General features: G+C 69.8%; 13 protein-coding genes. 1 reads left to right on the forward strand and 12 read right to left on the reverse strand.

The annotated features are described in order from the left end of the window. A partial coding sequence (locus ACIRP7_RS25095; RefSeq protein ID WP_403663622.1) for a maltotransferase domain-containing protein occupies positions 1-695 on the reverse strand: 695 nt, incomplete at its 3' end. Between the two features lie 191 nt (positions 696-886). Beyond that, on the reverse strand, positions 887-2089 hold the full coding sequence (locus ACIRP7_RS25100; RefSeq protein WP_403663625.1) for a S8 family peptidase: 1203 nt from the start codon (positions 2087-2089) through the stop codon (positions 887-889). Positions 2090-2422: 333 nt separating this feature from the next. Between ACIRP7_RS25100 and ACIRP7_RS25105 the strand changes: the two genes are divergently transcribed. Further along, positions 2423-5041: a glycosyltransferase family 1 protein gene (locus ACIRP7_RS25105; RefSeq protein WP_403663628.1), complete on the forward strand. Its 2619-nt coding sequence runs from the start codon at positions 2423-2425 to the stop codon at positions 5039-5041. 31 nt (positions 5042-5072) lie between these two features. Here the strand turns inward: ACIRP7_RS25105 and ACIRP7_RS25110 are convergent, their stop codons facing one another. The 10 genes from ACIRP7_RS25110 to ACIRP7_RS25155 form a co-directional block, all read right to left on the reverse strand. Beyond that, positions 5073-5582: a DUF1990 domain-containing protein gene (locus tag ACIRP7_RS25110; RefSeq protein WP_403663631.1), complete on the reverse strand. Its 510-nt coding sequence runs from the start codon at positions 5580-5582 to the stop codon at positions 5073-5075. 71 nt (positions 5583-5653) lie between these two features. Next, positions 5654-7321 (reverse strand): M4 family metallopeptidase, encoded by a 1668-nt coding sequence (locus ACIRP7_RS25115; protein ID WP_403663634.1) that lies wholly within the window; start codon positions 7319-7321, stop codon positions 5654-5656. A gap of 284 nt (positions 7322-7605) precedes the next feature. After that, on the reverse strand, positions 7606-9654 hold the full coding sequence (locus ACIRP7_RS25120; protein WP_403663637.1) for a M4 family metallopeptidase: 2049 nt from the start codon (positions 9652-9654) through the stop codon (positions 7606-7608). Positions 9655-9908: 254 nt separating this feature from the next. Beyond that, positions 9909-11663: an ABC transporter ATP-binding protein gene (locus ACIRP7_RS25125; protein ID WP_403663640.1), complete on the reverse strand. Its 1755-nt coding sequence runs from the start codon at positions 11661-11663 to the stop codon at positions 9909-9911. Beyond that, positions 11660-13351, reverse strand: a complete 1692-nt coding sequence (locus tag ACIRP7_RS25130; protein ID WP_403663642.1) for an ABC transporter ATP-binding protein — start codon at positions 13349-13351, stop codon at positions 11660-11662. The genes ACIRP7_RS25125 and ACIRP7_RS25130 overlap by 4 nt, the downstream gene beginning before the upstream one ends. Before the next feature lie 55 nt (positions 13352-13406). Next, a complete protein-coding gene (locus tag ACIRP7_RS25135) occupies positions 13407-14708 on the reverse strand; it encodes a DUF2087 domain-containing protein (RefSeq protein ID WP_403663645.1) in 1302 nt (433 codons plus the stop codon). A gap of 23 nt (positions 14709-14731) precedes the next feature. Then, a complete protein-coding gene (locus ACIRP7_RS25140; RefSeq protein ID WP_403663648.1) occupies positions 14732-15457 on the reverse strand; it encodes a hypothetical protein in 726 nt (241 codons plus the stop codon). Then, entirely contained in the window at positions 15454-16785 is a 1332-nt protein-coding gene (locus tag ACIRP7_RS25145) for an MFS transporter (protein ID WP_403663650.1), read from the reverse strand. Before ACIRP7_RS25145 ends, ACIRP7_RS25140 begins: the two co-directional genes overlap by 4 nt. Beyond that, positions 16782-18041 carry a hypothetical protein gene (locus ACIRP7_RS25150; protein ID WP_403663653.1) on the reverse strand — a complete coding sequence of 420 codons (1260 nt, stop codon included), beginning with the start codon at positions 18039-18041 and terminating at the stop codon, positions 16782-16784. Before ACIRP7_RS25150 ends, ACIRP7_RS25145 begins: the two co-directional genes overlap by 4 nt. Positions 18042-18128: 87 nt before the next feature. Next, complete coding sequence (locus tag ACIRP7_RS25155; RefSeq protein ID WP_403663656.1) at positions 18129-20369, reverse strand: B12-binding domain-containing radical SAM protein; 2241 nt, start codon at positions 20367-20369, stop codon at positions 18129-18131. Positions 20370-20427 lie beyond the last annotated feature (58 nt).

Genomic DNA, 20427 nt, shown 5'->3' on the forward strand with positions numbered 1-20427 from the left:
CCGAACAGCGCCCGCTCCCGCTCCACCAGCAGCGGCAACGTCTCCGACGCCGTGATCAACTCCCGCAGCGGATGGCGGGCGAGCACCGCGTCCACCTCGGGCGTCAGCGCTGCGGCGAGGCGGGCGGCGGCCGGCCGGGTCTCGTCGCGGAGGGCGCGGACGGCCGCGAGGATCACGCCGCCCCGGCCGTCTTCGGGGACTCCGGCCGCGGCTCGTTCGTAGAGCCGGGCGCCCTCCTCCAGGACCAGTTCGGTGTCCATGCCGGCCGGGATCTTGATCTGGGCGTGGTGGCGCCAGGTGGTGATCGGGTCGCCCCAGGCCTCGACGGTGAAGGTCCACAGTCCGGGTGCCCCGGCGGTGACGGTGGCGCCCCAGCGGTCGGTGCCTGGGGTGAGTTCCCGCATGGGGGTCCAGGGTCCGGCGCGGTCTTCCGGATCCCTCAGTACGACATTGGCGGCGACCGCGTCATGACCCTCACGGAACACGGTGGCCGAGATCTCGAACGTCTCGCCGGTGACCGCCTTGGCGGGCCGGCGTCCTCGCTGGACGACCGGGCGGACGTCGAGGACGGGTATGCGGCCGACGGCCGTAGCCGGTCCCGCCTCCGTGGAGGGTCGCTCCTGGGGCGGTGGTCCGGGGTCGACGGGGCGTGTGCTGGACGTCAGGGGTGCTGACTGGTGGTGCGTGGCGGGCATGACCGCTCCTGTCCGCGTCAACTTCGGGTGGGCGGATGGATGTGGGAGGGGGTCCTGAGGCGTCTACCGCAGGAGCCTTCCCACCCTATTCGGGTGAGCAATCCGGCACTTTGCTAACTACTCACGCGTATGTCTTTACACAAAACCGGCCCCGTTCTGGCCGAACGGGGCCGACTTGCGGACGCCTTCCCCTAGGAACCGGGCACCTGAAGGAGTTTGTCCGGTGAACCGGCCCCCCGACCGGACACCGTCCCGGAGGCTGCCAGTTTGACCAACGCTTTGCCGACCTGGGCCGGAGTGGCCCTCGGATGGTCGGCCAGGTAGAGCGCGGCCGCGCCCGCCGCGTGCGGGGTGGCCATCGACGTACCCGAGTAGGTCGCCCTGGCGGTGTCACCGCTGATGCCCGCAGAGGTGATCGATACACCTGGTGCGAACAGATCGAGAGCCGATCCGTAATTGGAGAAACCCGCCCGCGCGTCCGTCGGGTCGGTCGCGCCGACCGTGATCGCCTGGGGCACGTCGGCGGGGGAGTACAGCCCGGCCGACCGTCCGTCGTTGCCCGCGGCGACCGTGTAGGTCACCCCGGACGCGATGGAGGTGCGGACGGCGGTGTCGAGCTGGGCGCTGTGGTGACCGGCCAGGCTGAGGTTGGCGACCGCCGGCTTGCGCGCATGCTTCGTCACCCAGTCGATACCCGCGATGACCTGGGCTGTCGTGCCCGATCCGGTGCTGTCGAGGACGCGTACGGCGACCACCTCGGCCCGTTTCGCGACGCCGTATCCGGTGCCGGCGACGGTGGCCGCGACATGGGTGCCGTGGCCGTTGCCGTCGCCCGCCGAGCGGTCGCCCCCGACGAAGTCCCAGCCGTAGGAGGCCCGGCCCCCGAAGTCCTTGTGGGAGATCCGGATGCCGGTGTCGATCACGTACACCGTCGTCCCGGCGCCCGCGGACCGCGGCCAGGTGTAGGACCTGTCAGGCGGCGCCTTCGGCTGGTCCAGGCGGTCGAGACCCCAGGACGGCGGGTTCCTCTGGGTGCCCTCCAGGGTCACCCGGGTGTCCTGGACGACCGAGGCGACCCGTGGGTCCGCCGCCAGCCGCCCGGCCCGTCTCTCGTCGGTCCGCACGGCGTAGCCGTTGAGCACCGCGCCATAGGTATGGCTGATTTTCGCCCCGTACTTCTCGGCGATGTCCTTTCCGGCCACCGACCGGGCCTGCGTTCCCCCCTTGAGTGTCACCAGGTAACTCCCGCTGACGGAACCGGGCTCTCCGGCGCCGAGTATCCGCCCCTCCGGTGCGGCGTGCGCGGGCGGGGTGATGGCCGAAAGTGCGGCGGCACAGCTCACCGCGGTCAGGCCCCCCACCCAGCGCAGACGCCGATTGCGCGTCCGTGCCATGACTTGAGTTCCCCTCCTCACCTCGGCGTACGGCAGCCGCGGCAGGCCGGGTGGACCCGGCGCCGGGCGGTACGCCATGGGGCAGCCTCTCGTGCGGTGTGAAGTACCACAAGGACGCCTACGGGGGTGTAATCGGCCATATCCGCTATGGGAGGACGTGGGGAGGTTGCGGCGATTTCCGGACTGTTCGATCCGGGAGGGCTTGAGGGCGACACGGCCTTCTGCTGTGAACCGCGCCGTGGTGACGACACCCTCCGCACGGATACCGTCAAGGCTGAAGACGGGACGCACACCGCCGTGTGTCCCACTCCGCTCCGCTCGCCGAGGTGGAATGTGAAGGCGATCCGTCGATTCACCGTCCGACCCGTACTCCCCGATGCCCTGCGGCCCCTGAGCGATCTGGCGCGCAATCTGCGCTGGTCCTGGCACGCGGAGACCCGTGATCTCTTCCAGTCCGTCGATCCGGAGCGCTGGGCCGCTTCGGGCGGTGATCCCGTACGGCTGCTCGGCAGCGTGCGCCCCGCCCGGCTCGCCGAACTCGCCGAGGACCGCCGTTTCCTGCGCCGGCTCACCGCGGCCGCCGACGATCTCCACGACTACGTCACCGGTGAGCGCTGGTATCAGGCCCACACCGGTGAACTCCCGGCCGCCGTCGCCTACTTCTCGCCCGAGTTCGGCGTCACGGCCGCCCTGCCGCAGTACTCCGGCGGTCTGGGCATCCTGGCGGGCGACCATCTGAAGGCCGCCAGCGACCTGGGCGTACCGCTGATCGGCGTGGGTCTGCTGTACCGCCACGGCTACTTCCGCCAGACCCTGTCCCGGGACGGCTGGCAGCAGGAGCACTATCCGGTCCTGGACCCCAACGAGCTGCCGGTGGCGCTGCTGAGGGAGGCCGACGGCACCCCGGCCCAGGTGTCGCTGGCCCTGCCCGGCGGCAAGCAGCTGCACGCCCGGATCTGGCTCGCCCAGGTCGGCCGCGTGCCCCTGCTGATGCTGGACTCCGACGTCGAGGAGAACGACCTCGGCGAACGCGGGGTGACCGACCGGTTGTACGGCGGCGGCAGCGAACACCGGCTGCTCCAGGAGATGCTGCTCGGCATAGGGGGCGTCCGGGCCGTACGGACGTACTGCCGGCTGACCGGGCATGTCGACCCCGAGGTCTTCCACACCAACGAGGGGCACGCCGGATTCCTCGGTCTGGAGCGGATCGCCGAACTCTGCGACCAGGGGCTGGACTTCGACGCCGGTCTGGAGGCGGTCCGCGCGGGGACCGTGTTCACCACGCACACCCCCGTCCCGGCCGGCATCGACCGCTTCGACCGTGAACTGGTCGCCCGGCACTTCGGCCCGGACGCCGAACTCCCGCGCATGGACGTGGGCCGCATTCTGGCGCTGGGCATGGAGACCTACCCGGGCGGCGAACCCAACCTCTTCAACATGGCCGTGATGGGTCTGCGCCTCGCCCAACGCGCCAACGGCGTCTCGCTGTTGCACGGGCAGGTCAGCCGGGAGATGTTCTCCGGACTCTGGCCGGGATTCGACCCCGAGGAGGTGCCGATCACCTCCGTGACCAACGGGGTGCATGCCCCGACCTGGGTCGCGCCCGAGGTGTTCCGGCTCGGTGCCCGGCAGATCGGCGCCCAGCGCACCGAGGACGCGATGACCGTCGGCGGCTCGGACCGCTGGGACGCCGTGGGAGACATCCCCGACCAGGACGTCTGGGAGCTGCGCCGCTCGCTGCGGGAGCAGCTGGTGATGGAGGTACGGGACCGGCTGCGCGCGTCCTGGCGTCAACGCGGCGCCGGTACAGCGGAGTTGGGTTGGATCGACGGCGTCCTCGACCCCGATGTGCTGACCATCGGATTCGCGCGCCGTGTCCCGTCGTACAAGCGGCTGACCCTCATGCTGCGGGACCGCGACCGTCTGATGGACCTGCTCCTGCACCCCGAGCGCCCGATCCAGATCGTGGTGGCGGGCAAGGCGCACCCGGCGGACGACGGCGGAAAGCGGCTCGTCCAGGAGCTGGTGCGGTTCTCCGACGACCCGCGGGTGCGCCACCGGATCGTGTTCCTGCCGGACTACGGCATGGCGATGGCGCAGAAGCTCTACCCGGGCTGCGACATCTGGCTCAACAACCCGCTGCGGCCGCTGGAGGCGTGCGGGACGAGCGGGATGAAGGCGGCACTCAACGGCTGTCTGAACCTGTCCGTCCTGGACGGCTGGTGGGACGAGTGGTTCCAGCCCGACTTCGGCTGGGCGATCCCGACCGCGGACGGCGTGGGGACCGACCCCGACCGCCGAGACGACATAGAGGCCGACGCCCTCTACGACCTCCTGGAACAGCGGGTGACACCCCGCTTCTACGAGCGCGGCCAGGGCGGCCTGCCCGACCGCTGGATCGAGATGGTCCGCCAGACGCTCACCCTGCTGGGCCCGAAGGTCCTGGCGGGCCGCATGGTCCGCGAGTACGTGGAACGGCTCTACGCCCCCGCGGCCGAGGCCCACCGCACGATGGTCCCGGACGCGGCGCGCGAACTGGCGGAGTGGAAGGCCAGGGTGCGGGCCGAGTGGCACGGGGTGACGGTCGACCACCTGGAGACCACGGCCGCGACGACCACGGCCGAACTCGGCACCACGCTGGGACTGCGGGTCCGTGTCGGTCTCGGCGCGCTCGGCCCGGACGACGTGGAGGTCCAGGCGGTCTCCGGCCGCGTGGACGAGGAGGACCGCATCGCGGACGCGGCGACGGTCCCGCTGAAGTCGGTGGGCGGCCCGGACCCGGACGGCCGCTGGGTCTACGAGGGCCCGCTGTCCCTGGACCGCACGGGCCCCTTCGGCTACACGGTCCGCATCCTGCCCTCGCATCGCCTGCTGGCGTCGGGCGCGGAGCTGGGAGTGGTGGCGGTGCCTTCGGAGGATGCGGTGGAGGGGGCCGGGGTGCTGCTGCGGTGAGCGGCGGGGGCGCGGGCCGGGCGGCTTCCGCTCAGCCCGCGTCCTCTCCGCCGCACAGCTTCCGCAGCACCGTCCCGCACTTGCGCGCGTACGCGTGCTGCAGGCCCCGGGTCGCCGGGCCGCCCGCCCTGGAGTACCACTTCGCGCCCCTGCTGAACGCCGACACCGTCAGCCACACGGTGCCGTCGCCCGTGCGGTCGACGACGAAGGACTCCTCGCCGCATTCGGGGTGGCCGGTCAGGGTGCCGTAGGCCCAGCCCGCGCGGCGGTGTTCCTCCAGCGTCCAGACCACCCGGCAGGGGGCCTTGATGACGCCGGCCAGGGTGACCGTCACGTCCACGTCCGGGGCCGCGCGGTCCGCGGTGGCGTCTATGCCGACGCCGAGGGCGCGGTGCATCTCCCAGGTCAGGACCGCCTCGGAGGCCTTCCGGAAGACGTCGTGGCCCTCGCCTATGCGCGTGCGGACATGCAGGGGGTGGAAGCCGGGCGGGCAGAATCCGCTCCGCCGGGTCGCGCCGACGTCGTCGTAGGTGAAGGACATGGGACCCAAGAGTAGGGCGGCACCCGGAAATGCCTTCGTTCCGGGTACCGCCCGTCGTGTCTCTCGTGGAGCTAGCTCACGTTGACCGCGGACCAGGCCGCGGCCACCGCCTTGTACTCGGTGCTGGTCGAGCCGTACAGGGCGGACGCCGCGGAGAGCGTGCCCGTGCGGGCCGACTTGTAGTTGGTCGTCGACGTGAAGTACGTCGTCAGCGCCTTGTACCAGATCTGCAGCGCCTTGGCGCGGCCGATGCCGGTGACCGTGGAGCCGTTGGACGTCGGCGAGTTGTAGGAGACGCCGTTGATCGTCTTGGCGCCGCTGCCCTCCGAGAGGAGGTAGAAGAAGTGGTTCGCCACGCCCGACGAGTAGTGGACGTCCAGGTTGCCGACGGAGGAGGACCAGGAGTCCGCCGAGCCGCCGTCCTTGCTGGGCTTGTCCATGTAGCGCAGCGGGGTGCCGTCGCCGTTGATGTCGATCTCCTCGCCGATGAGGTAGTCACCGACGTCGTTGGAGTTGGCCGCGTAGAACTCGACACCCGTGCCGAAGATGTCCGAGGTCGCCTCGTTGAGGCCACCGGACTCGCCGGAGTAGTTCAGGCCCGCCGTGTTCGAGGTGACGCCGTGGCTCATCTCGTGGCCGGCCACGTCCAGCGAGGTCAGCGGGCTGACGTTGCCCGACCCGTCGCCGTACGTCATGCAGAAGCAGCTGTCGTCCCAGAACGCGTTCACGTACTGGTTGCCGTAGTGCACGCGGGAGTACGCGCCGACGCCGTTGTTCTTGATGCCGCTGCGGCCGAACGTGGACTTGTAGAAGTCCCACGTCTCCTGGGCGCCGTAGGTGGCGTCCACGGCCGCGGTCTGGTCGGCGGTGGAGCTGGAGGCCGCGCCGGTGCCCCACACGTTGTCGGCGTCCGTGAACAGCGTGCCCGCCGACGAGCTGGTGCCGTGCGACTTGTTGTACGTCTTGTGGCTGCCGCGCGTGGCGTCCGTGAGGTTGTACGTCGAGCCGGACTGCGTGGTGCTGAGGCTGACCGTGCCCGAGTACAGGCTCTTGCCGGTGCCGGTCGCGTTCTCGATGCCCTGGTACTCGTAGAGCTTCTTGCCGGTGGCGGCGTCCGTGATGACGTGCAGCTGGTTCGGGGTGCCGTCGTCCTGGAAGCCGCCGACGATCGTCTCGTAGGCGAGGACGGGGGTGCCCGAGCCGGCCCAGATCACCTTGCGCGCGCCGTCGGCCGCGGCCTTGTCCGAACCCGCGGCCTTCGCGGCGGTCAGGGCCTGCGTCTCGGCCTTGGCGACGGTGACCTTGGGGGTCAGCGAGGCGACCTTGATGGTGGCCTTCGTCGCCTTGGAGACGCCCTCGGTCGCACCGGACTTCGACTCATGGACGACCAGGTCGCCGCCGAGGACGGGCAGACCGTCGTAGGTGCGCTCGTAGCGGGTGTGGACCGTGCCGTCGGCGTCTCTCACGACGTCCTTGACGACCAGCTTCTCCTTGGCGCCGAGGCCTATCTCCTGGGCCGTGGTGCCGGCGTCGGCCTGCTGCTCCTTGATGAGGGAGGTGCGCGCGGCCGCGGACAGCTGGACCGGGGCGCCCGCGAGGGTGGCCTTGCCGGTGCCTTCGGCCGGGGTCACGGCGGCGGCACTGCCGGTGGTCAGGCCGGTGGTGAGCAGGGCTCCGGCCGCCACGGCGGTGGCGATGGCCAGAGTGGTCCGCTTGTGACGCGCGTAGAGGGGGGTCACACAAGCTCCTTCGTGGGGGAGCCCGGACGGCGTGGGGTTGCCCTCCGGGGTGGTTGTGAAGTTGTGCGGCGGTTGTGAGGAAGCGTGGCATCAAGGCGCGTACATGTCATGACCCCCAAGTGATGTTGGCTGAAAGTCGACGGCTGGATGAACATTGCAGGCATGTAAACCGCGTTGACCTGGGCAAAGCCCCAACAAGCCATCAGTCATGGGAAGGTAAAAAGAGGGCGCCGCCCCGGGGATTCGAACCACCGGGACGGCGCCCTGACTTGAGGGTCGCGGACCTACGGGAAGGTCAGCTTCCAGCCGTTGATGTAGCCGGTGTCCTGGGCCGCGTTGTCCTGGACCCGCAACTGCCAGGTCCCGTTGGCGACCTCGGAGGACGCGTTCACCGTGTACGTGGTGTTGAGGTTGTCGGTGCTGCCACCGGTGCCGTACGCCTTGAGCGTGTACGCCGTGCCGTCGGGGGCGATCAGCTGCACCTGGAGGTCACCGATGTAGGTGTGCACGATGTCGACCGAGACCGCGAGGTTCGAGGGCGCGTTGCCCGTACGCCCTGAGACGGTGATAGGCGAATTGACCGCCGCCCCGTTGTCCGGAATCGATACGTCGGTGGTCGACTCGAACGAGGTGCCGCCACCGCCGCCACCGCCGGGACGCGAGCCGACCGCCACGCCCGCCCAGGCGTTCGCCACGGCCGTGTACTCGGCGCTCGTCGTGCCGTACAGCTCACCGGCCGCCGCGAGGGTGCCGGTGCGGGCCGCCGCGTAGTTGGTCGTGGAGGTGAACTTGGTGGTCAGCGCGCGGAACCAGATCTTCTCCGCCTTGTCCCGGCCGATGCCGGTGACCGGGAGGCCGTCCGAGGTCGGGGAGTTGTAGGTGACACCGTTGATGGTCTTGGTGCCGCTGCCCTCCGACAGGAGGTAGAAGAAGTGGTTCGCGGGGCCGGACGAGTAGTGGACGTCCACCGACCCGATCCCCGAGTACCAGCTGTCCTTGGACGCGCCGTCCTTGCTCGGCTTGTCCATGTAGCGCAGCGGGGTGCCGTCGCCGTTGATGTTGATCTTCTCGCCGATGAGGTAGTCACCGACGTCGGAGGAGTTGTTGGCGTAGAACTCGACGGCCGTGCCGAAGATGTCGGAGGTCGCCTCGTTCAGCCCGCCGGACTCACCCGAGTAGTTGAGCCCGGCGGTGTTCGAAGTGACGCCGTGGGTCATCTCGTGACCGGCCACGTCGATCGCCGTCAGCGGGTGGGTGTTGCCCGACCCGTCGCCGTACGTCATGCAGAAGCAGCTGTCGTCCCAGAACGCGTTGACGTAGTTGTTGCCGTAGTGGGCCCGGGAGTACGCGCCCACCCCGTCACCGCGGATACCCGAACGCCCCTGCACGTTCTTGTAGTAGTCCCACGTGAGCGCGGCACCGTAGTGCGCGTCCGCGCCGGCCGTCTCCGTGTTGGAGGCGCTGCCGTTGCCCCAGACGTCGTCCGGCCCCGAGAACAGGGTGCCGGTGCCGGAGGTGCCGTGGTTGAGGTTGTACGTCTTGTGGCCGCCGCGCGCCCCGTCGGTGAGGGTGTACGTCGACCCGGACTGCGTGGTGCCGAGGGTGACCGTGCCGCTGTACATGGTGGTGCCGGTGCCGGTCTCGATGCCCTGGTACTCGTAGAGCTTCGCGCCGGTCGCCGCGTCCGTGACGACGTGCAGTTCGTTCGGCGTGCCGTCCTCCTGGAGGCCGCCGACGACCGTCTCGTACGCCAGGGTCGGGGTGCCGTTGCCGGCCCAGATCACCTTGCGCGGGGCGCGGTGGGTGTCGGCCTTGTCGGCGCCGGCTGCCTTCGCGAGCGTGAGCGCCTGCTTCTCGGCCTTGGCGGCGGGCAGGGCCGCGGTCGTGGTGGCCGGCTTGATGGCCTTGGCGGTCGCCTTGACGACACCCTCGGTCGCACCGGACTTCGCCGTCTCCACGACGAGGTCGCCGCCGAGGACCGGCAGACCGTCGTAGGTGCGCTCGTAGCGGGTGTGGAGCGTGCCGTTGCCGTCCTTGACGACGTCACGGACGACCAGCTTCTCCTTGGCGCCGAGGCCGAGGTCCTTGGCGGTGACCGCCTTGGTGGCGTTCGCCTCGCGTATCAGCTCGGCGCGCTGGGCGGGGGTGAGCTTGAGGGACTCGGCGCCCGGGATCACCTTGCTCGCGGCCGACGGTGCCTTCGCCGGGGCTGCGGTGGCGGCGCCCGACTGGACGGCCGCGGCGATCAGGGCGGACACACCGACGAGGGCCACGGCGGCGGCCTTGCGGTGCAGGGTGTGGGGGGTGCGTCTGTGGGAGGACCTGTCTCTCAACACTGACTCCTTCTGCGCGGCCGCGGATCACGCGGCCAGGGGAGACCGGACGGTGGGTCGACCGTCCGGGCGGTACGCGGAACGAGGTGCAGGCGGCCGAGGATCGGAACACAGCGAGACGTCTGTGAGGTTGCTGTGAGGCGGCCGTGGGAAGAGTGGCACCGGAAAGCCCGTACTGTCAGGAGCGCGTCAGGAAGTTGGCCAAAAACGGTTCGTTGTCCGGTAGTTCATGTTCGATATACGGTCCCGTGGGATCAGCTCCCGTCCGGCCCTCCGTGCCACGACCCCCACAGCGCCGCGTACGCCCCGTCCGCCGCCACCAGCTCCTCATGCGTGCCGAGCTCGGTCAGCCTGCCGTTCTCCATCACCGCCACCCGGTCCGCGTCGTGCGCGGTGTGCAGCCGGTGCGCGATCGCGATGACCGTGCGCCCTTCGAGTACGGCGCCCAGGGCACGCTCGGTGTGGCGCGCGGTGGTGGGATCGAGGAGCGCGGTCGCCTCGTCGAGGATCAGTGTGTGCGGGTCCGCCAGCACCACCCGGGCCAGGGCCAGTTGCTGCGCCTGCGAGCCGTCCGTACGGTGACCGTCCTGGCCGAGCGCGGTGTCGAGCCCATCGGGCAGCTCCCGCACCCAGCCGTCGGCCCCTACGGCGGTCAGGGCGGCCCACAACTCCTCGTCCCCGGCGCCGGGTTCGGCGATGAGGAGGTTGTCGCGGACCGTGCCCAGGAAGATGTGGTGCTCCTGGGTGACCAGGACGACCTGGCGGCGCAGCTGCTCCGGGCCCAGGCCCACGACGGGGACCCCGCCGACGGTCACCGATCCGGAAGTCGGCGCGTCGACGCCCGCGAGCAGCCTGCTCAGGGTGGTCTTCCCGGCGCCGGACGGGCCGACCACCGCGAGCCGTTCACCGGGGCGCACGGTCAGGTCGACGCCGTGCAGGACCTCGCCGCCGCGGCCGTAGGAGTAGCGCACGCCGGTCACGTCGATGCGGTCGTCGGCGGGGACGGGGGAGTCCTCGGAGTCGGCCCGCGGGGCCGCGGCGAGACCCTCGACGCGGGCGAACGAGGCGCCGCTGGACTGGAGTTGCTCGATTCGTATGAGGATCTGGTCGAGCGGAGTGACCAGTTGCTGCAGATACAGGGCCGCCGCCACGACCGAGCCCAGGCTCAGCACGCCCCGCGCGTGCAGCATTCCGCCGACCAGGAGCACACCGGCCACGGGCAGGATGTACGCCACCTCCACCACCGGGAAGAACACACTGCGCAGGTAGAGGGTGTACAGCCGGGTGCGGCGGGACGTGTCGAGGGCCTCCCGGCTCGCCCGGACACGCCGCTCCTCGACACGCAGCGCCTCGACCGTGCGGGCACCGGACGCGGTGGCCGCGAGGATCTCGGCGACGTCGGAGGTGGCCTCGCCCTCGGCCAGATAGCCGTCCCTGGCCCGGCGCAGATACCAGCGCAGGACGAACCAGATGGGCAGCAGACCGAACACGCCGACCGCGCCGAGCAGCGGGTCCAGGACGAACACCGCGGCGAGCAGGAACACGAACTGCACGGAGTTGATGAGCAGTTCGGGGCCCGCGTCGCGGAGCGTGGTGCCGACGGTGGCGACATCGGCGGTGCCGCGGGCGGTCAGGTCACCGGTGCCGGCGCGTTCCACGACGGAGGCGGGCAGGGCGAGCGTACGGTCCACGAACTCCTCGCGGACCCGGGCCAGGGTGCGTTCGCCGAAGCGGTGGCCGACATAGCGGGCCCAGCGGGCCAGCAGGAGCTGGGTGCCCGCGCATCCCACGAGGACGAGGGAGAGCCGGTCCACCGCGGCCACACCCTCACCTGCGCGCACCTCGTCGATGATCCGGCCGAGCAGCCACGGACCGGCGAGGCCGGTGACGGCGGCGAGCGCGTTCAGGGCGAGTACGGCGGTGAAGGCGCGGGCATCCTTGCGGATCAGCCGGGCGGACGCGCGCCGTACGGTGGCCTGGTCGGCGACCGGCAGATGGCCCCTGCTCACTTCATGACCTCCACGTCCCGGGCGACCAGGGCGCGGTATCCCGGTTCCGTCGCGAGCAGTTGCTGATGGGTGCCGGTCGCCGCGAGTTTGCCGTCGACCAGGTACAGGACGGTGTCGGCGTGGTCGAGGACGAGGGGCGAGGTGGTGGTGACGGCCGTGGTGCGGCCTTCGCGGGCCTCGCGCAGGCGCTCGGCCACGAGGGCTTCCGTGTGGGCGTCCAGGGCGGAGGTGGGTTCGGTGGCGAGCAGGACCTGCGGGTCGGCGAGCAGGGCCCTCACCAGCCGGACGCGTTGGCGCTGGCCGCCCGAGAGGTTGCGGGCCTGGGCGTCGATCGGTGAGTCGAGGCCGTCCGGGAGACCTTGGACGATGTCGTCCGCCACGGCCGCGTGCAGGGCGGCCGCGGGGTCGCGGTCCCCACTCATGATCACCTCGCGCAGGGTGCCCGCGAACAGGTCCGCCTCGTGGTCCGCCATCAGGATGTGCTCCCTGATGTGGGGCAACCGGATCTCGTCGAGGGGGACTCCGGCCCAGGTCGCCTGCGACGGCGTGTAGCGGGCCACCCGGTCCAGCACCGCCGACGTGTCCGCGGGGTGGGCCGAGGCCAGCGCCGTCAGACGGCCCGGGAGGATGCGTACGCCCGACTCCGGGTCGTGCAGCACCGACGGCTCCGCCGGGGCGTCCCGCGTGCCCCGGTCCTCCAGCGGCTCCAGGCGCAGGAAGGCGACGACCCTCCGCGCCGCCACCACGCCCCGGCTCAGTTGGTACCCGCACTCCACCCAGAACGCCACCGGCCCCACCAGGACCGCGACATAGCCGTACACCGCCACCAACTCGCCCACGGTGATGTCCCCCTGGGCGGCCGGCCGGGCCGCGAGCCAGGTGACGACGGCGAGGAACAGGGTGGGCAGGCCCACACCGAGGGCCTGGACCCAGCTGGTGACCGCGCCGACCCGGTAGCCCTGCGCCTGGAGCCGCCGGCTGTCGCGGTGGAAGGCCTCGGCGACCAGGCCCTTGCCACCCAGGCCGTTGAGGACCCGCAGACCGCCCGCGAGGTCGGCGATGCGGGCGGTGAGGACGCCCTGGCGGTCGCGGTACTCCGTCTCGGCACCTTGGAGGCGGGACAGGAAAGGGCCCACCAGGAGGACGATCGCCGGGATGCCGAGGAGGACCACGGTCGCGAGGACCGGGGAGACCGAGACCAGCAGGGCGGCGACCGTCAGATAGGCGACACAGGCTCCGACGCCCGGGCCGACGACGGTCAGGGCCTGGGCGATCGTCTGCACGTCGCCCACCCCGATCGTGACGACCTCACCGGCCCCGGTCCGGCGAGAGAGCGCGGCGCCGAGCCGGACCGCCTGCCCGACGACCACCTTGACCGTGCGGAAGTTGGCGTCCATCCGCACCCGGGTCATCGTGCGGTGCCGCATGATGCTCAGCCAGGCGTTGAACGAACCGACCACGAACAGCGCGCAGCTCCAGCCGGCCAGCGCCGCCCAGTTCCCCGGCTCCAGCCCCTCGTCGATCGCCTTCGCCATCAGATACGGCGTCGCCGCCAGCAGCACCATCCAGGTGCTGCCCAGCAGCGCCCCGGCCACCGACCGCCCCGGCTGGCAGCGCACCAGCCACCACAGATACCGCCAGCCGCCCCGGACGTCCGGCGCGCCCGGATCTTCGTAGGAGTCGATCACACGTCCCCCTGGCCGTTGTTCCGGCGAGCTTGCGCGGGCCGTTCCTTCGGAACCCTCACAGGCGCCAATACTGCCCATCGGCCCGACCAAGCAGTTGTTCTTCCACCAGGTACCGGCGCAGCGCGGCCACATCCGGGTGGATCCTGCGCAACATTTCGTTGACCGAGCTTTCCGGGTACTGCCGTTGTGGCTCGAAGAGCTGTACCAGGTTTTCCAGGAACATCCTCCGCTTGCCGCGCTTCGAGGGAATCGTCGTCTGCAACGGTGGCTGCACAGGGCGGGACGGGGCTTGCCGCCAGATGTCCTTGACCGGGAACCAGCCGTCTTCCGTGTGCGTGACGAGTCCAGCCTGTTCCAGTGCGGCGAGAGCCTTCGCGCTGCGCGCGGGAGCCATCCTCAGGCGCTTCCCGACGCCCTGGGCAGTGTCGGCCTCCAGGACGATGGCGCTGTAGACCGCGCGTCGCGTTTCGTCGGCCAGCGCTGCGAAAATCCGGTCCGTGACGTTTCCTCCTGAGCCACTCGTCGGATTGGCGGGCAGTGAGCCCAACCGGGGTGGCTCGGTGGATCCTGTCTCTCCCAGGGCTTTGAGTTCCTCGGAGAACGGGGCGCCCCGGTCGCGTTCCCACGACGCCTGCTTGCGGAGTAGCAGGAGGCCCGTCTGGCGGTGCTTGTGTGGCTCGCTCAGGGCGAGGACGTCCATCCCGCTGCCCGGTGCGGCAGCCTGACGGCGGAGCTCCTGCAGTAGTGGTGTGGGCACAATCCGGCCTGTTACCCGGGTGCGGCCCTGCCTGTCGGAGTTCTCGACAGTGGTGGCCACGTACGGCTCGTGCAATACGACCGTGCCACCAGGTGACACGCGGGGCCAGAGGGATGTGAGGAATCCCGCGTCGTCAGCCTGGGTGCCGGCATCGAGCCAGACCAGGTCCAGCGGCCCCCAACGGTCGAGTTCCTCGTTCGTCAGTGCGAAGAAGTCGCGCTCGATGAAGGTGAGCATGTCATCGAGACCGAGAGAGTGGGCAGCTTTCCTCACCTGGTTCGCGGAGGTGCCCGGTACGGAGATGTCATCGATGACGAGTAGCTTCGGTGCGTAGTCTTCGATGACTGAACGGGGGTGCAGAACCGAGGCGCGTTCGTGCGCCGCGATCTCGCCGTTGATGATCCGTCGGTCTTCAGCTGCCTCGGAGCGGGCGTCGCGCAATCCCAGAAGGAGGTGAAGTGTCGATGAGCCGGCACCCACCTCGAGCACCGTGCCCGGGCGCAACATCGTGGTGAGTGCCCGCAGGGCGGGACCGGCGTTCTCCGTTCCCATTCCGGGACGGGTGAGAGCGGTCAACGCCTCAGAAGTCGGCTCACTCATGGATCATCCTCTCTTCCACTTACTCACGATCCGCAGTCAGCCGCCCTCACTGCCCGAAGCATGCCGGCGGACAGCATCTGGTCCGCCACATCGTGGAGCGGCGAGGGGAGAGAACTGGCAGGGATTCCGTCCCCGGACCCGGCGCACTGCCACAGACGGAGAGCCACCTTGCCGACCTTGAGGAAGTTACCGGTGGGGATGCTGGCGAGGATGTGCGCGCCGGGGGCTCTCTCCACAGCCTCCACCCAAGCCTCCTGTACCAGAAGCCGACTGCCCTGCCCCTCCTGCACAGCGGCCGGTGAAGGATCAGCGTTCAGCAAACCCAGGCGCAGCAGGCCTACCAGGAGGTGGTCCACGGCTTCTTCGGGCTGCTCCCATGCGTCGCGCACGGCAGCTACGGAAGTGCCACCCGCCAGGAGTTCGCCAACCGGCTCGGGAACTTCCGCGAATGCGGGCAGCTCCGTACCGAAGAGGGCTGTTACAGGGCCTCCGTCCCGCACGAACGGCACAGGCGTCCTCTGGACCCGCACACTCCGTGGCAGGCGAAGCCCGGTGCCGGCTGACAGCAGACGGGGCCACACGAGGCGGTCGATCTCCCGGGGGGCGGGCGGCGGCACGAGGCTGATCACGGTGTCCTGGGCCTGATCCTGTTGCGACCAGGCCAGCTCCCACGCGAGCGGTAGCGAGGCCCCGGTCTGGGCGCAGAACCGTGGGATGACAGGATCCAGGAGGATTCGGTGACGGGTCACGACGCCTTTTCCTCCGGCACCTGCAGAGTGGGGACGGACACGCTCCCGTCGGTCGGCGCGGAGGCGGTCAGTGCCCGTGTCAGAAGCCAACCGAGCGAGCCCGTGAGAAGGGCGACGGCGCCTCCGACGAGGATGCCCCAACGGGCCCAGGCGGCGGGGACGAGCCCAGCAAGAGCGAATCCGATCGCCACCGAGCTCTGCAGGGTCGCGCCGTAGGCGGCGCCCACGCGGCCCCGCACGCCCGGCGGGCAGTCGGCCATGACGTGCGTTCGCAGCGCCACGTTCTGTACCGCGTTGGCCATGCCGCCGCACAGGCACGCTGCCAGCATCACCCAGAGAACGAGATACGCGGCCGTCACCAGATAGCTGAGCCCGATGATCGAGGCCGCTCCGACCGCGACCACAGCCGTGGGCCGATCGCCGAGCCGGCTGCGCAGTACGAACGGCCCCACCACCAGTCCCACGCTCCAAGTGGCCAGCAGGGTGCCGTAGGAAGCCGTGCCACCTGGAATCTCGTGAGCGAAGAAGGGCATCAGCACGTTGACGACAGAGGTCGCTGCGACGGTCACGACGATGGTGGCGAGTGCGGCTCGCCGCTGCGGTCCCGTCCAGAGCAGGGACAGGCCGACGCGCATGCCGCCCTTGGCCGCTTCGTGCGGTTCCTGACCAGTGGTCTCCGTTTCCGTGGCCGTTTCGTCGACTTCCGCGGCGGGCGGAGGGGCGGGGTCAGGCGCGGGCGAGAGCTGCACGGGTCTGGCGGTCAGCCAGTGAGTGATGACGGGCACGGCCAGCAGGGCGAAGGCGAAAGTACCCGCGTCGACCGCCAGCGCCAGGCCGGTCCCGCCATGCGCGGTGAGCAGACCCACCAGCAGCGGGCCGACGATGTAGCCCGCGTTCCTGGTCGACTCCATGACGCCGTTGACCCTCAACTGCGCCTCGGAAGCCGGAAACAGCTGGGGTACGAGAGCCATCACGCATGTCTGGGCGACGGCTCCCAGAGCCCCCAGGAACAGCATGGTGGCGATAAGCAGCACCGCGCCGTCCGCGAACGCGGCGGCGGTCGCCGCGATCAGGCACTCGAGTACCAGCGTCACGCCCAGCACAACGTCAAGCCGGAAACGATCGACGATCCGCCCGATCGGACCGCCCAGAGCGATCCCCGGCACCAGACCGGCGAGCATCTGGGCCGACACCACCGACGTGAGCCCGGTACGGTCCGCGCCACGCAGTGCGAGCGCCACCAGGGCCACCTCGTCACCAACTGTGCTGATCAGCAAGGCGACGACGGCCAGCAGAGCCGCCCCCTTGCTCAGCCGCACCGACGTCACAGGACCGGCTGGGCGGCACCGGCGGTGCCGGATCCGGTGCTCTCGACGTGAGTCGCCCGCCAGGTCGACAGCCTGAGCAGGACGGCGTGCAAGAGGGGCACGGCGGCGGTGTCCGTCCCCTGTTCCCACCGGCCGAGATCGAGCGTGTCCCCTGAGGCCAGCGCGGCGAGAGCGGCTTCGACCCGAGGATGGTCGGCGACCCTCAAGGTGTGCCCCTGCACGGCGACGGCGCGGCGCCCGTCGGCGAGCGGCCGCTGGTGCATCACCACATTGCTGCGGAGCCGGACGCGGGCATCGCGGGGCACGGGCACGGGAGACTCGGACGGTCGGCCCATGCCCAGACCACCCGACGTCACCGTACGCATGCTGTGCTCCCAGACGGCGTCCTCGATCTCGCCTCCCGACAGGCCAGTCAGCGCATCGAGGGCCTCGGCAGCCGCGCCCGGTATGCCCTCCGGGACCTGCACGTCGGGGCCGGACCCGCGTGCTCCGCGTGCTCGGCCCAGCAGGCCGCCCACGGCTTCGAGAACGAGGGCGGCAGGATCACTCCTGGTGAAGAAGGCGATGTTCACGTTGACCGTGACCGTCTCGGGAGACTCGCCGACGTGCAGCTGCTCGGAGGGGAAGTACGTCAGCGCTCCGGGCACGCCTACCAGGACATCGGCCAGCTCGCGGGCCGACGCGTAGTCGGCGGTGTGCTGTGGGACCTGTTCGGCGTGGTCGGGTGCCCAGGTGAGAAGGGTCTTTCGGCCGCGCAGAGTGAAACCGAAGTTCCCCGCGTGGTCGACGTGCACACCGACATTGGTGGAGGTGTACCGGCCGATGAAGGTGTCTATGTCCACCCGGCCGGCGACCCTAGTTCCAGTGAACCGGAAGACATCATCGGACATCTGCTTGGCCCGGTCCCACAACGGCGCTGAGACTGCGTGGAGGCCGGACACCGCGATGCTCCACTCGTGGTCACGCATGGAGCGGTCCACCCGTGCGAGGTAGTCGTCCAGAGAACCGTCCTCGGGCAGCGGGAGAAAGGCCCGTGTGTCGATGGGCTGCGTTCGGCCGTCCACCGTCACCACGACTTTGGGCAGCCCGGACCCCTTGGGCCGGTTGTTCGCGTCGGCCGCCAGGACCAGAGCCCGCAGCAGCTCCTCGTCGCCGATGCCCAACTGGACAGGGGAAGCAGGCAGGGAGAGTGGCTCCTGCTCCCAGTGGCGGGAGGCGAATTCCTTCCAGAAGCGGTCCGTTTCGGATCCTGCCACGTGGAGGGGGTGGGGCACGGCTGAGACTCCTGAAATTGGGCCGCGACGTGCGGCGTTCGCTGGTGTGACGGTGACGGCGATCAGTCGTCAGCCGGAGCGTTGAGCCGCACCGGTCGGCAGAAACGTATCGAGAAGCCCTGGATGGAAGAAAGCCGACGCCAGGACCCCGTGTCCGGTCAGCTCATCCAGCAGCGGCATGAGCCGCTCTTCGGGCAGCCGGGTCCGGGTCGACAGTTCGGACGCAGTCGCGCCGTCGGCTGTGAGCAGCCAGGCGAGCCGACCCGCGGCGGAGACCCTGACCTGCTTGTTGGTCTCCGGGGAGGCCAGCAAGCAGCTTCCGTCAAGTCGGCTGTCCGCCACCTCATGTGGATGAGCGGCGTACCACAGCAGCGAGCGCTCTTTGAAGGTGTCGGCCGCCTCGACGGCCAAGGCTCGATGCGCTACGAGTCGTGCCAGCGTCGCTGCAGCAGTTCTGACGGAGGGCAGGCTCTCCAACAGGTCGGCCACAGTGCACGACTGACCGTCGAGCAGCCAGTGCCACTGCCGCGGTACGGCCAGCAGGGTGTCGCCCGATGGCACGTGCAAGAGGGTCCCTCGCCCGGTGGCCGACATCCGGACATGCACCTCGTCCGCGAGCCGTACGAGCGTCCCGGGATGCAACTCCGGGCGTGGAGCGACCGGTGTGGCTATCTTCCGGGCCGGCAGCTCCGCCTCGGCCATCGCCCAGAGGAACGACCACTCCTCCGCGTCCCCGATCCAGGTTGCCCTGTGGAATGCGGAGCCTGCGGAGCTGCTCGGTCCCCCTGAGGTGAGACTGGCTGCGTCCTCCTGCGTGAGGCCGCGGGCGACTGTGTAGTCGAGGTCGAAGGCGAGGTCCTCTCCCTCATCTGGCGGGATCAACTCGACGCCGAACAGATCAGGGCGTTCACCTACGGGGGAGAGCACGTCCAGGATGAACGGTCCATTGGCGGCCGTGGAATAAGGCACGTCATACTCCTCCACGGAACGGCGCAGCGCCTCCGTGGCGAACTCCTGGGTCCGGACGGCCTCTTCTTCCGTCTCACCGGGAAAGCCGGTCATGCAGAACAGGTGGACCGGCACCTTGTTGCTGAGCAGGGCGTCGAGGGAGGGCTCGATATCAGCAACCTTGGTGCCCTTGCGCATCAGATCCAGCACTCTTTGGTTGTAGGACTCCAGGCCGAGGTCGAGTCGGCGGCATCCCGAACGCCGCAGCGCGGTCGCCAACTCGTCGTCGAGTCCCTTGCTGAACCGCGTCTCTCCGTACCAGAAGAGCTCGTGCCCACCGTCGATCAGCTCTCGGGACACCCCACGCAGTGACGTGAGTGTCATGATTTCGTCCACGAACATGAAGGTGTCGGTGCCGTGTTTGGCAGCCAGGGCGGCCATGTCGTGTACGACGTGTTCCGGGCGCCGGATGCGGAACTTGTTGCTGGCGAAAGGTATCGAGCAGAAGGCGCAGTCCCATGCGCAGCTTCGCGACGCCTGGAGCGGGAGCACAGGACCGGGCGCGAAGTAGCGGTCCAGTGGCAAGCCGTCGAAGTCCGGCGTCGGCAGGTCGGAGACGTCGACCATGGCTGCCGGAGTGCGGAGCAGCCCGCCACGGCCGTCACGCTCCAGCAGCCCTGGGACGGGGCGGTCGTCGACACCGCTGATGCGATCGCAGAGCGCGGGTAGGGCGTCTTCTCCTTCGTATGACACGAAGGAGTCCACGTACTGGAAGAACGGGTGTTCTTCCTGCCAGCGGCCAACCATGCGTGTGGTCAGGTTGCCGCCCATGACCACATGGACATCGGGACGGGCATGCTTGACATGGCGAGCCACGGTGAGGGCCGCTATGAGCTGAGTGTCGGCGGACACCGAGATGCCGACCACAGCCAGGTCGGAATCTTCCAGCTCACGGATCGGCTGGTGTGCCAGAGCCCAGCCGTACACATTCCGGTCCGGTGATCTGGTCGCATCCAGGATGGAATCCGAGCGCCGGTGCGAAAAGCACGAGAAATTGCCCCGCAGGTCGAAATTGAGTCCGGGAAATGAAGCAGAGACACAACTGAGCCCATTGCGGACGACTGTCGCAGCGTCGGTGAAGGCGGCCGGATCCGTCAGGACGGAGCGAGACTTGAGTGTCGTGCGGGCGCTGTCGATGCGGGCGATGGTGTCGCTGAATACAGCGAGGGTCTCCTCATGGGCTTGCCGTTCGCCGGCGGGCACCTCGCCCAGACGTTGCTCGGCTTTCGGAAGCAACGCCGTCAGCCCCTCGCTGGAGAGCAGCCAGTCCGTCTGCTCGATGCTCAGATCGAGGGACGACACCTGCCATCCGTGCCGTCGCATCACCGCAGCCAGTAGCGGGACTGCGAGGTGAGGAGCG

Origin of the sequence: Streptomyces sp. NPDC102270 (genome assembly GCF_044766405.1) — a bacterium.
Lineage (GTDB): Bacteria > Actinomycetota > Actinomycetes > Streptomycetales > Streptomycetaceae > Streptomyces.